This window comes from Pseudomonas sp. SLBN-26, from assembly GCF_006715895.1.
GTDB lineage: Bacteria > Pseudomonadota > Gammaproteobacteria > Pseudomonadales > Pseudomonadaceae > Metapseudomonas > Metapseudomonas otitidis.
On sequence record NZ_VFOB01000001.1, the window covers coordinates 2,512,028 to 2,526,628 of the forward strand.

A 14,601-nucleotide genomic window follows, 5' to 3' on the forward strand; every position below is an offset into this window, starting at 1 on the left:
CTGCCGACGAAGGCCTACATGAAGCCTTCGTCGGCACTCATCACCAGGGGACGGATCTTCTGCAGCTGCGTTTCCAGCGAGTAGGTCATGCTGGACGCCATGGAGAAAAAGGTCAGGAAGGCCTTGAGGTTCGAATCCCCCTCGCACACGTCATGGATGCGCTGCCAGAACGCCTGGTTCACCAGCTGCAATTGCTGGAACAGCCTCACCAGCCCCTTCAGCTCCCAATCGGCATGTCGCCCCTCACGCATGTTGAAGTACTGCCGCGCCAGGTAGAGCGACACCGCCCTCAGGATGAACTCCTGGTTACTGGCGAACGGCAGGTGCTGCTGGGCCATCGGCTTGAGACGCCCCAGGACCGGGCAGGCACTGGAGGCCATGATCACCCCCAGCAGCGCCCGCAAGCCCTCTTCCAGGCCGACGTGCTTGGTGTACTCGCGCTCCGGCGTGCGCACCATGAACACCGCCTTCTTGAAGGCCGGCAGGCCGTGGAAGTCCTCGATCACCCGGTGCAGGTCGACGGCTGCCGGGCAATGGCTGAAGCGATCACGTGAGAGCGGGCAATTGCTGCACTGGTTGAAATCCAGGCGCGTCCACTTCGGCGCCGTCGCCGCGCGCTCCTGGTCATATTCCCGGTCCAGCTCGATGCGATAGCTGAACTCGTGTTCATCGTCCAGCGTGATGCGGTACTCGACAGCCATGGGCTCTCCGACTCAAACAGACATCAATCTTCCAGTTCGGCCCAGCGCTCCAGCAGGCGGTCCAGTTCCTGCTGCTGCTGCTCGAAACGCTCCAGCACCGCGCGGGTCTGCTCTGCGGGGCGCTGGTAGAACGCCGGGTCGGAAATCTCCTGCTGGACGGCCTCCATCTCGGCCTCCAGGGCCTCGATCTGCCCGGGAAGGGCTTCGAGCTCACGCTGCAATTTGTAGCTGAGTTTCTTCTTCGGCGCCTCGCCGGCCGGCTTCTCGGCCGCCTGCGCAGGTGCCTCGGCGACGGCCGGCGATTCGGCACGGGGCTCGGCCTTGGCACTGCGCCCCTCGCCCACACCCAGCAGGCGTGGCGAACCACCCTGGCGCAGCCAGTCCTGGTAGCCACCGACGTACTCGCGCACCAGGCCTTCACCCTCGAACACCAGGGTGCTGGTCACCACGTTGTCGAGGAAGGCCCGGTCGTGGCTGACCATCAGCACGGTGCCCGGGAACTCCAGCAGCACCTCTTCCAGCAGCTCCAGGGTTTCCACGTCGAGGTCGTTGGTCGGTTCGTCCAGCACCAGCAGGTTGGCCGGCTTGCTGAACAGCTTGGCCAGCAACAGGCGCGCACGCTCGCCGCCGGACAGTGCCTTGACCGGCGTACGCGCGCGCTGCGGGCTGAAGAGGAAATCGCCGAGGTAGCTGAGGACATGACGGTTCTGTCCGCCCACGGTAATGAACTCGCGCCCTTCGGCGAGGTTGTCGATCACCGTTTTCTCCGGCTCCAGCGCATGGCGCAACTGGTCGAAGTAGGCCACCTCCAGCTTGGTACCGACCTCGATGCTGCCCTGGGTCGGCTGCAGGTCACCCAGCAGCAGCTTGAGCAGCGTGGTCTTGCCGGTGCCGTTGGCGCCCAGCAGGCCGATGCGGTCGCCACGCTGCAGCACCATGGAGAAGTCGCGGATCAGGAGCTCGCCGCCCGGGTGGGCGAAACCCACGTTCTCCACCACGATCACCTGCTTGCCGGACTTGTCCGCCGTCTCCAGCTGGAAGGTCGCGCGCCCCTGCCGCTCACGGCGTTCGGCACGCTCCATGCGCATCGCCTTGAGCGCACGCACACGGCCCTCGTTACGGGTCCGCCGGGCCTTGATGCCCTGGCGGATCCACACCTCTTCCTGGGCCAGGCGCTTGTCGAACAGCGCGTTGGCGGTCTCTTCCGCCGCCAGCTGCTGCTCCTTGTGCACCAGGAAGCTGGCGTAGTCGCCGTTCCAGTCGATCAGGTTGCCGCGGTCCAGTTCGAGGATGCGGGTCGCCAGGTTCTGCAGGAAAGAACGGTCGTGGGTGATGAACAGCACCGCACCACCGAAGCCCGACAGGGCCTCTTCCAGCCAGGCGATGGCGCCGATGTCCAGGTGGTTGGTGGGCTCGTCCAGCAGCAGCAGGTCCGGTTCGGAAACCAGCGCCTGGGCCAGCAGCACGCGGCGGCGCCAGCCACCGGAGAGCTCCGCCAGGGTCTTGTCCGCCGGCAGCTGCAGGCGGCTCAGGGTGCTGTCCACCAGTTGCTGCAGGCGCCAGCCGTCCTTCGCCTCCAGCTCCTGCTGGACATGGGTCAGGCGCTCAAGGTCGTGCTCGTCGCGGATGTTCTGGCTCAGGTGGTGGTACTGGGCCAGCAACTCGCCAACGCCAGCCAGGCCCTCGGCCACCACGTCGAACACCGTACGTTCGTCGGCACGGGGCAGCTCCTGGGGCAGTTCGCCGATCTTCAGCGCCGGAGCCCGCCAGATCTCGCCGTCGTCCGCGTGCTGCTCGCCCTTCACCAGGCGCAGCATGCTGGACTTGCCGGTGCCATTGCGGCCGATCACGCAGACCCGCTCGCCCCGGGCGATCTGCCACGACACCTTGTCCAGCAACGGCATGGCGCCATAGGCAAGGGAAACATCGCTGAACTTGAGCAGGGTCATGGGGGCCTCCGAAAGATGGGCGCGCATTCTACCCCGATTGGTCATCGCCACGGCCGCCATTTTTTCATCATGTTTCCCCCCTCCGACGAGACTCCACCTGCACCCGGCAAACGGCTAAGCTACGCACCTCCGGTGGCCCCGTGGCCGTCGCCCACTACGTTTTCTCTACCCGGAAGTGTCATGCGCGGTCGTCTGCTCAGCCTGTTCTCCTGCCTGCTTCTCACCACCCTTACGCTCGACGCGGCCCACGCGGTGCCCCTCGCCCAGCAGCGGCAGATGTACGACGAGGCCAAGCGCGCCCTGGCCAAGGGCGACAGCGGCCCGTACAAGCGCTACGCCAGCGCGCTGGCCGACTACCCGCTGGAGCCGCACCTGGCCTACGACGAGCTGACCGCCCGCCTGAAGTGGGCCAGCAACGAGGAAATCGAGAAGTTCCTCGCCGAGCATGGCGACCTGCCCCAGTCCAACTGGATGCGCCTGCGCTGGCTGCGCTGGCTCGCCGAGCGCGGCGACTGGAAGACCTTCGTCAATCACTACGACCCCAAGATGAACTTCACCGAGCTGGACTGCCTCTACGGCCAGTACCAGCTCAAGCACGGCCTCAAGGCCGAAGGCCACAAGACCGCCGAGAAGCTCTGGCTGGTGGGCAAGTCCCAGCCCGAGGCCTGCGACGTGCTGTTCGAACTCTGGCGCGCCGACGGCCAGATGACCGAACAGATGCGCTGGCGCCGCGCCAAGCTGGCGGCCGAAGCCCGCAACTACGGCCTGGCCAGCTTCCTGGCCAAGAGCCTGCCGAGCCTGTCCACCCAGGGCAAATTGCTGGTGGACGTCGCCCAGAACCCGCAACTGCTCAGCCAGACCGCCCGCTTCAGCCCCGCCGACCGTGCCATGGCCGACGTGGTCGGGCTCGGCTTGCGCCGCCTGGCCCGCCAGGACCCGGACAAGGCCACCACCCTGCTGGACGCCTACGCCGCCCGCATGCCCTTCTCCAGTGAGGAAAAGGTCGCCATCGCCCGGGAGATCGGCCTGGCACTGGCCAAGCGCTTCGACGCCCGCGCCCTGCAGCTGATGACCCAGTACGACCCCAAGCTGCGCGACGACACCGTCAGCGAATGGCGCGCGCGCCTGCTGCTGCGCCTGGGCCGCTGGCAGGACGCCTACCAACTGACCCGGCAGATGCCGCCATCGCTGGCCAGCACCAACCGCTGGCGCTACTGGCAGGCCCGCAGCCTGCAGCTGGCACAGCCGCAGAGCGCCGAAGCCACCCGCCTCATGCAGCCCCTGGCCCGCGAGCGTGACTTCTACGGTTTCCTCGCCGCCGACCGCATCCAGGTGCCGTATCAGCTCAACAACAAGCCGATGGCCATCGACCCCAAGGTGATGCAGAAGGTGCGCAACACCGCCGGCATCCGCCGGGCCATGGAGTTCCATGACCGCGGCGAGATCGTCGACGGCCGCCGCGAGTGGTACTACGTCAGCCGCCTGTTCAGCCGCGAGGAACTGGTCGCCCAGGCCAAGCTCGCCTACGACATGGAGTGGTACTTCCCGGCCATCCGCACCATCAGCCAGGCCCAGTACTGGGACGACCTGGACATCCGCTTCCCCATGGCCCACCGCAGCACCCTCACGCAGCAGGCCAAGGTGCGCGGGCTGCATTCCAGCTGGGTGTTCGCCATCACCCGCCAGGAAAGCGCCTTCATGGCCGACGCCCGCTCCGGCGTGGGCGCCATGGGCCTGATGCAGCTGATGCCCGGCACCGCCAAGGAGACCGCGCGCAAGTTCGGCATCCCCCTCGCCTCGCCCCAGCAGGCGCTCAATCCGGACGTGAACATCCAGCTCGGCGCCGCCTACCTCAGCCAGGTGCACGGCCAGTTCAACGGCAACCGCGTGCTCGCCTCCGCCGCCTACAACGCCGGCCCCGGCCGTGTGCGCCAGTGGCTCAAGGGCGCCAACCACCTGGCCTTCGACGTCTGGGTGGAGAGCATCCCCTTCGACGAGACCCGCCAGTACGTGCAGAACGTCCTGTCCTACTCGGTCATCTACGGCAAGAAGCTCAACGCCCCGCAGCCCCTGGTGGACTGGCACGAGCGCTTCTTCGACGACCAGTGATCCCCTCCTGAAACAAGACGGGCGCCCATCGGCGCCCGTCTTGTTTCATCGTCCTGCTGCAACGGGGTCAGCCCCTCACTCCAGCACCTCCACCGCCATCCCCACCTCCAGGGTGCCGCTGCTGCGGTTGATCAGGTTCTGCCCGAAGAACACCTCGCCCTCCCGCTCCCGATAGGTCTTCAGGGTGGTCAGCGGTTCCCGGTCGGCACTGCGCTCGCCGGTGGCCGGGTCGATGGTGGTGAGGATGCAACGGCTGCAGCCCTTGGCAACGCTGAACTCCACGCCGCCGATGCGGATGCGCTTCCAGCTGTCCTCGGCATAGGGTCCGCTGCCCTCCACCACCAGGTTCGGGCGGAAGCGCAGCATCTCCAGCGGGCGACCGACCCGGGCCGAGAGGTCATCGAGGGAGGCCTGGCCGATCAGCAGCAGCGGGTAGCCGTCGGCAAAGCCCACCTTCTCCTCCGGCAGCAGGCTGCCCGGAATGTCCCGGGCACGCTCGGCCGGCACGTGCACCAGGCGGCACGGCTTGCCGATGAAACGGCTCAGCCACTCGGCCGCCTCGTCGCCGGCATCCGGCACCCGCATCGCATCGCTCCAGATCAGCGCGCTGCGCAGCTCCGCCTCGGCCCCCGGCAGGGGCACCTCCAGCTCCGGCAGGCCGGCGGCACGCAGGCTCAGACCACCCGTGGCGTTCCAGCGGGCGCTGAGCTGGGACATCTGCGGCAGTGCACGTTGGGTGAGGAAGCGCCCGTTGCTGGCGTCCACCAGCATCCAGCGGCGATCACCGGCCAGGCCGAGGCCGTCCAGCTCGGCGCGCGCGAGGGACTCGCCGATGGCGGATTTCATGGGGTAGCGATACAGGGCGGTGAGACGCAGCATGGGCCAGCTTCCATCAGGCGGTCGGAAGCGTCCCTTATACGGAATCGGCGACGGGCGGCCAAGCCCGTCGCCCGGCGGTCAGTTGCCCTTGCTCAGGCGGTCCGCCACCACGTCGACCAGCTTGTCGGGCTGGAACTTGGAGAGGAAGTTGTCGCAGCCCACCTTCTTCACCATGGCGTCGTTGAAGCTGCCGGACAGCGAGGTGTGCATCACCACATAGAGGTCACGCAGACGCGGGTCGTTGCGGATCTCGGTGGTCAGGCGGTAGCCGTCCATCTCCGGCATCTCGGCATCGGTGAAGATCATCAGCAGCTTGTCGGTCATCACCTCGCCGGAATCCGCCCACTTCTTCAGCAGGTTGAGGGCCTTCAGGCCGTCACTGGCGGCATGGGTGCGGATGCCCAGCTGGGACAGCGTCTCGCGCAACTGGGTCAGGGCGACGTTGGAGTCGTCCACCAGCAGCACTTCGCGGCCACGGGCGCGCTCCAGCAGCGGGTTGCCCAGGCGCTCCTCCGAAACGCGGGTGCTCATGGGCACGATCTCGGCCAGCACCTTCTCCACGTCGATGATCTCGACGATCTGGTCCTCCACCTTGGTGATCGCCGTCAGGTAGTGCTGGCGGCCGGCCCCACCGGGCGGCGGTTGGATGGACTCCCAGTTGAGGTTGAGGATGCGGTCCACGCCCCCCACCAGGAAGGCCTGCACCGAGCGGTTGTACTCGGTGACGATGATGGTGCTGTTCTGGTCCGGCACCAGCGCGCGCATGCCGATGGCGCGGGACAGGTCGATCACCGGCAGCGTATGGCCGCGCAGGTTGACCACGCCGCAGACGTAGGGATGGCGCTGGGGAATCAGGGTCAGCTTGGGCAGTTGCAGGACTTCCTGCACCTTGAACACGTTGATGGCGAACAGCTGACGGCCCACCAGTCGGAACATGAGGATTTCCAGGCGGTTCTCACCCACCAGTTGGGTGCGCTGGTCGACTGTGTCGAGAATACCGGCCATTGCATGCTCCTGTAGAAAATTCCAGCCGGGCTGCGGCTGCTTCACCTTATCGGCAGGGTGATGGGATAACTGTAGCCGTCATGGCGGGGAGCCATCATGCACCACCCCGGCGCACCACACCAGAAGGCGGCTCACGGCACGGCAGCCTGTAGCAGCGGCGAACCCTCCGGCAGATGTAAGCGTAGTGCGTTACGGCGTGCACTGAAGCGAACCTGCCGACATTCCAGCGGCTCGCCGTCCAGATTCACATCCAGCCCCTCCGGCGCCTCCACCTCCACCCAGGGCAGACGGGCGGTCACGGACACCGCCTCCAGGCCGCGCATGCCGCCCGACAGCAGCGTCCCCAGGGTGCCCACCACGTCCTGCGGCGCCGGCACGATGCACAGATCGAGCAGGCCGTCGTCCACCCGCGCACGGGGGCAGAGCACGTGCCCGCCGCCCGCCTGGCTGCCGTTGCCGATGCCCAGGGCGAGGAACTCCCCCTCCCAGGCGAAATCAGGCCCACGGAAGCGCCCGAAGGCCGCATGCACCTCCGAGAAGCGCGTCAGCCCGGTGAGCAGGTAGGCCGCCCCGCCGAGCACCTTCTTCAGGTCCTCCGAGGTGTTGGCCGTGACCTTGGAACCGAAGCCGCCGGTCGCCATGTTGAGGAACAGCCGCCCGTCGGCTTCCCCCAGGTCGATGGCCCGGGCCGGCACGTCCAGCAGCGCCAGCGCCTCGCCAGGCACCAGCGGCACCCCGGCTGCGCGAGCGAAGTCGTTAGCGGTGCCCAGGGGCAGCAGGGCCAGGCTGGCGTCCTCGCCCGACAGGGCAATGGCCTCGGCCACGTCCCGCAGGGTGCCGTCGCCACCCCCGGCCACCAGGGTGCTGTAGCCGGCCGCCAGGGCCTCGTCCACCAGCCGGCGGGCATCGCCGCCTTCCCAGGTCACTCGCACCGCCAGCTCCCAGCCCGCCTCACGGCGGGCCATCACCGCCGCGCGGACCTCTTCGTTCATGGCCTGCTTGCCATGCAGCACCAGCACCGCCTTGCGCTCAGTCATCAATCGCTCCACGCCGGGAATGGGCCCGAGTATAGGCACGCCCCCAGGGAAAAAGTGAAAAGGCCTGTCAGCCAAATCCAAAACAACCATCGAACACATCGATAGCTGGAACCCAGAAATCCCGCTTCTTCACCGCCTTCAGTCGATGGATCATGGCCACCATTGCACCGGGGAGCCCAACCCACCCCGGCCCGACAGGAGATTCCCATGATCGACGTACGCCCCTTCCAGCAACTCGGCGCCGCCCAGCATGGCTGGCTGAATGCCCGTCACCACTTCTCCTTCGCCGAGTACCACGACCCGGCGCGGATGAACTGGGGCCAGCTGCGGGTGTGGAACGACGACGAGATCGCCCCGCACTCCGGCTTCCCGCCGCACCCGCACCGGGACATGGAGATCATCACCTACGTCCGTGACGGCGCCATCACCCACCAGGACAACCTCGGCAACAAGGGCCGCACCGTGGCCGGCGACGTGCAGGTGATGAGCGCCGGCACCGGTATCGCCCACTCCGAATACAACCTGGAGGACGAGACCACCCGCATCTTTCAGATCTGGATCATGCCCACCGAGTTCGGTACGGCGCCGTCCTGGGGTACCCGACCGTTTCCCAAGGGGGAGCGCGCCGGCACCTTCGTCACCCTCGCCAGCGGTATCGACGAAGGCAGCGATGCCCTGCACATCCGCGCCAATGCCCGGCTGGTAGCCGCCACGATCAAGGCCGGCCAGACCGCCGAGTACCACCTCGAACCCGGCCGCAAGGCCTACCTGGTGGCGGCCCAGGGTCGCTACGAAGTGAACGGCATTCCCGCCCAGGCCCGGGACGGCGTCGCCGTGAAGGATGAAACGCACCTGTCCTTCAGCGCCCAGGAAGACACCGAGATCGTGCTGGTGGACGTGGCCTGAGCCGAAGCAGAACGCCCCCGGTGGCAACCACCGGGGGCGTTCCGTTCAAGCCGTAGCCCGGGATCACGACACACCCGTGCCCCGGTTCCATTCAGGCCGGGTAGCCGGTGATGTCGCGGATCTTCTGGTACAGCGGCTTCAGCTGCCGGTACATGTTCAGGTACACCTCGCGGTACAGCTGCTCGTACACCCGCCGCGCCTCCGGGTTGGGCTGGAACACCTGCCCCACCCGCGTCATCGCCGCGATGGCCGTGGGGAAGTCCGGGTGCAGGCCCAGGCCCACCGCGCAGTCGATGGCCGCCCCCAGCCCCGAGGTTTCGAACACATGGGGCCGCTCCGCCGGCAGGCCGAAGATGTCCGCCGTCAACTGCATCGCCGCATCGCTCTGGGAGCCCCCGCCAGACACCCGCAGCCGGGTGATGCGCGTGCCGGAGCGCTTCTCGATGCGCTCCTTGCCCTGGCGCAGGGCGTAGGCCAGCCCTTCGAGGATGGCCCGGTAGATGTGCGCCCGGGTGTGCACGTCGCCGAAGCCGATGATCGACCCCTTCGCCTCCAGCCCCGGCTCACGGATGCCCGGGGACCAGTACGGCTGCAGCGTCAGCCCCATGGAGCCGGGCGGCACGCCGTTGACCAGCTCGTCGAACAGCGCCTCCGGCTCCACCCCCAGCTCCCGCGCCCGCTGCATTTCCCGCAGGCCGAACTCCTGCTTGAACCAGCTGACCATCCAGAACCCGCGGTAGATCATCACCTCGGTATTGAAGTGGTCCGGCACCGCCGCCGGGTAAGGCGGGATCAGCGGAATCGTCTCCAGGTAGCGCTGGCGCGTGGTGTTGATGGTGGCCGTGGTGCCGTAGGAGAGGCAGGCCGTGTCCGGCGCCACCCCACCCGAGCCCATCACCTCGCAGGCCTTGTCGGCGGCGGCGGCCACCAGCGGCAGCCCCTCGGGGATGCCGGTCAGGCGGCTCGCCTCGGCGGTGATGCGCCCCAGGGTCTCGCCCGGCTTGCACAGGTCCGGCAGCTGCTCGCGGCGCACCGGCATCGCCTGCCACTTCCAGTCGCTCGGCTTGGCCCAGTCCAGGCGCTTGTAGTCGAACGGCAGGTAGGCCACCTGGCAGCCCACCGAATCCACGAAGCGGCCGCACAGCCGGTGGGTCAGGAACCCCGACAGCAGCAGCACCTTGTGGGTCCGCGCCCACAGCTCCGGCTGGTTCTGCGCCACCCAGTTCACCTCCGCCTGGGTGCGGAAGTGGTCCACCGTCGGCTCCAGCCGCAGCAGGCGGAACAGCCAGCCCCAGGGCCCCTTGATGCGACCCTCGGCCTCGGCGCGGCGCTGGTCCAGCCAGATGATCGCCGGGCGCAGCGGCTGGCCCTGCTCGTCGACGTGGATCACCGTGCCGCGCTGGGTGGTCAGGGCCACGCCACGGATCAGGCTGCGGTCGATGTCCACCGACGCCCACAGCAGGCGGCAGGCCTCGGCCAGGCTCGACCAGTAGTAGTCCGGGTCCTGCTCGGCCCAGCCGGGCTGCTTGGAGTAGTAGGCCTCCAGCGGCACCTTGCCCTTGCCCACCAGGTTGCCCTGCAGGTCGAACAGCAGGGCACGCACGCTCTGGGTGCCGTTGTCGATGGCCAGCAGGTAGCTCGTTTCGCTCACGGTGACGTCCTTTCTTGTCGTTATGCGGGCAGGCTGTAGTACCGGCGCCACAGCGCCCGGTATGCCTGCTCCTCGTGCGCCCAGCGCGCATCGTCCCATTCCAGCAGCGGCTGGCACAGCGCGCGGATGCGCGGCAGGTACGCCTGGCCGCCCTCCGCCACCAGCAGGCCCAGCCGCGTGCGGCGCAGCAGCAGGTCATCCAGGTGCAGCACCAGCTCGCCTTCGGCCGCCCAGGCCAGCTCGGCCCAGAGCACCTCGCTGCCGCCCACCCGCTCGCTCCCCAAGCGCTCCAGCCAGGGCGCCAGCCGCGCCAGTTCCGGGCCATGACGGCCCGCCAGGCGCCGCTGCAAACCCGCGCCCACCGGCAGGGGCGGCAGCGGTGCCGGCGTGAACACCGCCGAACCGTGGTCCGCCACTTCGCGCCCGGTGAACGGCGCGCAGGCCTGCAGCACCTCCAGGGCCAGCAGGCGAAAGGTGGTGAGCTTGCCCCCGGCCAGGGTCACGCAGCCGGGCTCCGTCCACAGCGCGTGCTCGCGCTTCTCGTCGGAGGGCTTGCGCCCCTCGGCCCCATCGCTGACCACCGGCCGCACGCCTGCCCAGGTGGAGAGCACGTCGGCGCGGCCGATGGCGGCATCCGGGAACTGCGCGGCGCAGGCGGCCAGCAGGTAGTCGACTTCCTCGGCGCTGATGGCTGCGTCTTCGGTCAGCCCCGTGCGGTGGTCCAGGTCGGTGGTGCCCACCACGGTCGCGCCTTCCCAGGGGAAGACGAACACCGGACGCCCGTCATCCGGGTGCATGAAGCTGATGGCATGGGCCAGCGGCAGGCGCCAGGCCGGCAACACCAGGTGGCTGCCCCGCAGCGGGCGGATGTGCTCCGGCCCCTCGCGACGGCGCAGCTCGTCTGCCCAGGCGCCGGTGGCCAGGGCCACGGCGCGGCTGCGAAACGCCAGCCGCTCGCCGCCCTCGGCGTCCTCCGCCACCAGGCCGGTCACCCGCCCCTTGTTGCGGGTCAGTTCCAGCACCCGCATCCCGTTGAGGGCTTCACCGCCCTCGCGCCGGGCCTCGGCCAGCACCCGCATCACCAGGCGTGCATCATCCGTCACGGCATCGAAGAACTGGGTCCCGCCCTGCAGCCCCGCCTCGCCCAGCCCAGGGGCCAGGAAGCGCAGCTGCGGCAGCGGGTGGTAGCGGTGGTTGCGCACCCCGGCCAGGGCGTCGTACAACGCCAGCAGCGTGCCGAACACCCGGGGACCGGGAAAGCCGCCGCGATGGGGCATCACGAAGCTCAGCGGGTCCACCAGGCCGGGCGCTTCCGCCAGCAGCCGCTGGCGCTCGCGCACCGAGTCGCGGGTGAGGCCGATCTGCCCCTTGGCGATGTAGCGCAGGCCGCCGTGGACCATCTTCGACGAGCGGCTGGAGGTGCCCCAGGCGAAGTCGCGCTGCTCCAGCAGCAGGCAGGACCAGCCCCGCCGCGCTGCCTCACGCAGGATGCCGGCCCCGGTGATGCCGCCACCGACCACGATCAGGTCCCACTCCCGCGCCGCCAGCGCCGGCAGTGCGGCCGCCCGCCAGGCGGCGTTCCAGGTTTCCACGGCTCAGTCCTGCAGCAGCACGCCGGGCGCCAGGCGGCCGTCCGGGTCGAAGTGACGGGCCATGGCCTGCAGCGTGGCCATTCCACGCACTCCCTTTTCCAACGGCAGCCAGGGCGCGTGGTCGCGGCCCACGCCGTGCTGGTGGCTGATGGTGCCGCGGTTGCGGGCGATCACCTCGCTCGCCGCGAACTTGAGGCGCTGCCAGCGGCCCAGGGCCGTCTCGTAGCTCGCACCAGGGCGGAACACGTAGGTGGTGTAGATGCTCGAACCCTCGCCGTAGACGTGGGACAGATGGGTGAACACGTGCACCCGCTCGCCCTCGTCCGCCAGGCCCTCGCGCAGGCTGGCCTCCACCTTGCCCATCAGGGCGTCGACGTTGGACCAGTCGGTGGCCGTCTCCAGGGTGTCCACCACGTAGCCGGCCTCCCACAGGGCGTGGCGCAGGTAGGGGAAGCGGAAGCGGTTCTCCGCCCACTTGCTGCCCAGCAGGGTGCCGGTGAACACCCCGCCAAACGGTTTCAGCAGCGCCTTGGCCTGGCGCAGCGAGGCGGCGTTCTGCACCCGCGAGCCGGTCACGCCGAAGGTCAGCATGCACTTGCCGGCGCGCGCCCCGCGGAAGGCCAGGTACTTCTCCAGCAGCGCGATGCGCTCCGGGTGCCCGGCCAGGGCCAGCTGGGTCTCGGTCTCGATGGCGTTGGACAGGCGCAGCATGGACAGCGGCACCCGCGCCTGGGCCAGGGTCCGCACCGCTTGCAGCGCCCGCGTCCAGTCCGGCAGGAACACCGCGTAGAAACGCTCCTGGTCGGCCAGGCGCGACACCCGCACCTTGACCTCAGAAATCACCCCGAAGCGCCCCTCGGAGCCCAGCACCAGCTCGCGCAGGTCCGGCCCGGCCGCCGAGGCCGGGAAGGTCGGCAGCTCCAGCGGGCCGTCGAAGGTCTCCAGGGTGCCGCCGGCGAACAACTGCTCGATGCGCCCGTAGCGCAGCGACTGCTGGCCACTGGAGCGGCTGGCGACCCAGCCGCCGAGGGTGGACAGCTCCCAGGACTGCGGGAAGTGCCCCAGGGTGAAGCCCCGGGCGCGCAACTGGCTTTCCACCTGCGGGCCGTTGGCACCGGGGCCGAAGGTGGCGATCTGGCTCGCCTCGTCCAGCTCCAGCAGGCGGCTCATGCGCGCCAGGGACAGGGTCAGCACCGGGCGGCTGGAGGCCTGCGGGTTGATGTGCCCGGCCACCGAGGTGCCGCCACCGTAGGGAATCAGCACCACGTCGTGCTGGGCCCCCCAGGCCATCAGCACGCGGATGTCCTGCGGGCTTTCGGGAAAGGCCACGCCGTCGGGGAACACCTCGAAGCGGCCTTCGCGCATCGCCAGCCAGTCCGGCAGGCTCTGGCCACGGGCATGGCGCACCCGCACCTCCGCATCCTGGCTCACCAGCGGGTGCTCCGGCAGGCGCGAGGCCGGCACGCTGGCCAGCACCTGCTCCAGGGTGGCATCCGCCAGCACCTGCCCGGCGCCTACCCGCGCGCCCAGGAATTCGGCCCCATTGGCCGGCAGCTCCACCACGGTCGACTCGTCGCCCCAGCCGTTCCAGCGTCGCATCCCGTTCTCCTTGTCCTGGTTGTTTCGAAGGTTTTCGATGGCTGCCTATACTAGCCAGCCGCCCCGCAGCGTCACTGTCTGATCGGGACAGCGGCTATCGCCAATCAGGACAACCCAGAACAAGAAGAACCCATGCACGCGCTCGGCTATACCTCCGTTCCCGCCCTGCTGAAGTACCTGCGCCATGCCGACCACCTGGGCCTGGACCGCGACGCCGCCCTGCGCGCCGCCGGCCTGCAGCCCGAGGACCTCACCGACAACGGCCGGCGGATTCCCAGCGAGAGCCACGAACGCCTGCTGCAGCACCTGATCGAAGTGTCCGGCGACCCGCTGTTCGGCCTGCACTCCGCGCATTTCGTCCAGCCGGGCTCCTGGAGCGTGCTGGGCTACATCACCATGAACTGCGCCACCCTGGGCGAAGCCATGAGCCGCATCATTCCCTACGAGAAATTGGTGGGGGACATGGGCACCAGCCAGATCGAAGCCGGCGCGGACCACATCCGCCTGAGCTGGAACTGCCGCCACGAAGCCCCGGAGATCCGCCGGCACATGGTGGAGAACGTGCTCGCCTCCTGGCTGCTCTACGCCCGCTGGATCGCCGACATGGAGCGCTCGCCCCGCGAGGTGTGGTTCGAGCACGCGCTGCCAACGGGCACGCGCCAGGAGGACTACGAAGCGGTATTCGGCTGCCCGGTGCACTTCGAGCAGCCCTGCAGCGCCCTGCTGGTGCCCCTGGAATACCTCGCCGTGCCCCTGCGCCAGGCCGATGCCAACCTCCTGCGCACCCTGGAGGAACACGCCCTGGCGATGATGGCCGGGCTGGACCAGGACGAGCCGCTGCCGCAACGGGTGAAGAACGCCCTGCGCCTGCTGCTCAAGGACGGCCTGCCGCGCAAGGAGCGGGTGGCGGAGAAATTCCACATGACGGTGCGTACCCTGCAGCGCCACCTGCAGCAGGCCGGCACCAGCTACCAGCAGATCCTCGACGAGTTGCGCCAGGAACTGGCCGAGCACTACCTGCTGCGCAGCGACCTGGCGATCCAGGACATCGCCGCCTACCTCGGCTTCACCGAATCACGCTCGTTCCACCGCAGCTTCAAGGCCTGGACCGGCCAGACGCCCGGCGAATACCGGGAGGCCAAGCGCCAGGGCTGAGCGCGCCATCCCGGACTG

At 68.8% G+C, this 14,601-nt stretch carries 11 protein-coding genes; 3 read left to right on the forward strand and 8 right to left on the reverse strand.

Annotated features, from left to right (window positions below):
* Window positions 1–14 precede the first annotated feature (14 nt).
* Entirely contained in the window at window positions 15–701 is a 687-nt protein-coding gene (locus FBY21_RS11465) for a DUF6901 family protein (RefSeq protein WP_044405081.1), read from the reverse strand.
* A gap of 23 nt (window positions 702–724) precedes the next feature.
* Complete coding sequence (locus FBY21_RS11470) at window positions 725–2,650, reverse strand: ATP-binding cassette domain-containing protein (RefSeq protein WP_142011107.1); 1,926 nt, start codon at window positions 2,648–2,650, stop codon at window positions 725–727.
* Window positions 2,651–2,830: 180 nt separating this feature from the next.
* Between FBY21_RS11470 and FBY21_RS11475 the strand changes: the two genes are divergently transcribed.
* Entirely contained in the window at window positions 2,831–4,759 is a 1,929-nt protein-coding gene (locus FBY21_RS11475) for a transglycosylase SLT domain-containing protein (RefSeq protein WP_044405088.1), read from the forward strand.
* A gap of 75 nt (window positions 4,760–4,834) precedes the next feature.
* On the opposite strand, the gene FBY21_RS11480 is transcribed toward FBY21_RS11475, so the two are convergent.
* The 3 genes from FBY21_RS11480 to yegS form a co-directional block, all read right to left on the reverse strand.
* Complete coding sequence (locus tag FBY21_RS11480) at window positions 4,835–5,638, reverse strand: MOSC domain-containing protein (protein WP_142011109.1); 804 nt, start codon at window positions 5,636–5,638, stop codon at window positions 4,835–4,837.
* Between the two features lie 78 nt (window positions 5,639–5,716).
* Window positions 5,717–6,643, reverse strand: a complete 927-nt coding sequence (locus FBY21_RS11485) for a chemotaxis protein CheV (RefSeq protein ID WP_044405093.1) — start codon at window positions 6,641–6,643, stop codon at window positions 5,717–5,719.
* A 131-nt stretch (window positions 6,644–6,774) separates the two neighbouring features.
* Window positions 6,775–7,680: a lipid kinase YegS gene (yegS, locus tag FBY21_RS11490; RefSeq protein WP_142011111.1), complete on the reverse strand. Its 906-nt coding sequence runs from the start codon at window positions 7,678–7,680 to the stop codon at window positions 6,775–6,777.
* A 207-nt stretch (window positions 7,681–7,887) separates the two neighbouring features.
* On the opposite strand from yegS, the gene FBY21_RS11495 reads away from it, so the two are divergent.
* Window positions 7,888–8,586, forward strand: coding sequence for a pirin family protein (locus FBY21_RS11495; RefSeq protein ID WP_142011114.1), 699 nt, complete (start codon window positions 7,888–7,890; stop codon window positions 8,584–8,586).
* A 91-nt stretch (window positions 8,587–8,677) separates the two neighbouring features.
* On the opposite strand, the gene FBY21_RS11500 is transcribed toward FBY21_RS11495, so the two are convergent.
* From FBY21_RS11500 to FBY21_RS11510, 3 genes are read right to left on the reverse strand one after another with little or no spacing between them, the layout of a single operon-like run.
* Complete coding sequence (locus FBY21_RS11500) at window positions 8,678–10,237, reverse strand: FGGY-family carbohydrate kinase (protein WP_044405102.1); 1,560 nt, start codon at window positions 10,235–10,237, stop codon at window positions 8,678–8,680.
* A 20-nt stretch (window positions 10,238–10,257) separates the two neighbouring features.
* Window positions 10,258–11,829 carry a glycerol-3-phosphate dehydrogenase/oxidase gene (locus FBY21_RS11505; protein WP_142011116.1) on the reverse strand — a complete coding sequence of 524 codons (1,572 nt, stop codon included), beginning with the start codon at window positions 11,827–11,829 and terminating at the stop codon, window positions 10,258–10,260.
* 3 nt (window positions 11,830–11,832) lie between these two features.
* The gene (locus FBY21_RS11510) at window positions 11,833–13,428 is read right to left on the reverse strand and encodes an FAD-binding oxidoreductase (RefSeq protein ID WP_142011119.1); all 1,596 of its coding nucleotides are present in this window, start codon (window positions 13,426–13,428) and stop codon (window positions 11,833–11,835) included.
* 132 nt (window positions 13,429–13,560) lie between these two features.
* Here FBY21_RS11510 and FBY21_RS11515 point away from each other — a divergent pair, with 132 nt between their 5' ends.
* Window positions 13,561–14,583, forward strand: a complete 1,023-nt coding sequence (locus tag FBY21_RS11515) for an AraC family transcriptional regulator (protein ID WP_074968581.1) — start codon at window positions 13,561–13,563, stop codon at window positions 14,581–14,583.
* Window positions 14,584–14,601: the final 18 nt, after the last annotated feature.

What these genes read in the sequence shown, in the direction of transcription:
- FBY21_RS11465 (WP_044405081.1), bottom strand. Translation starts at nt 701, where the DNA reads ATGGCTGTCGAGTACCGCATCACGCTGGACGATGAACACGAGTTCAGC.
- FBY21_RS11470 (WP_142011107.1), bottom strand. Translation starts at nt 2,650, where the DNA reads ATGACCCTGCTCAAGTTCAGCGATGTTTCCCTTGCCTATGGCGCCATG.
- FBY21_RS11475 (WP_044405088.1), top strand. Translation starts at nt 2,831, where the DNA reads ATGCGCGGTCGTCTGCTCAGCCTGTTCTCCTGCCTGCTTCTCACCACC.
- FBY21_RS11480 (WP_142011109.1), bottom strand. Translation starts at nt 5,638, where the DNA reads ATGCTGCGTCTCACCGCCCTGTATCGCTACCCCATGAAATCCGCCATC.
- FBY21_RS11485 (WP_044405093.1), bottom strand. Translation starts at nt 6,643, where the DNA reads ATGGCCGGTATTCTCGACACAGTCGACCAGCGCACCCAACTGGTGGGT.
- yegS (WP_142011111.1), bottom strand. Translation starts at nt 7,680, where the DNA reads ATGACTGAGCGCAAGGCGGTGCTGGTGCTGCATGGCAAGCAGGCCATG.
- FBY21_RS11495 (WP_142011114.1), top strand. Translation starts at nt 7,888, where the DNA reads ATGATCGACGTACGCCCCTTCCAGCAACTCGGCGCCGCCCAGCATGGC.
- FBY21_RS11510 (WP_142011119.1), bottom strand. Translation starts at nt 13,428, where the DNA reads ATGCGACGCTGGAACGGCTGGGGCGACGAGTCGACCGTGGTGGAGCTG.
- FBY21_RS11515 (WP_074968581.1), top strand. Translation starts at nt 13,561, where the DNA reads ATGCACGCGCTCGGCTATACCTCCGTTCCCGCCCTGCTGAAGTACCTG.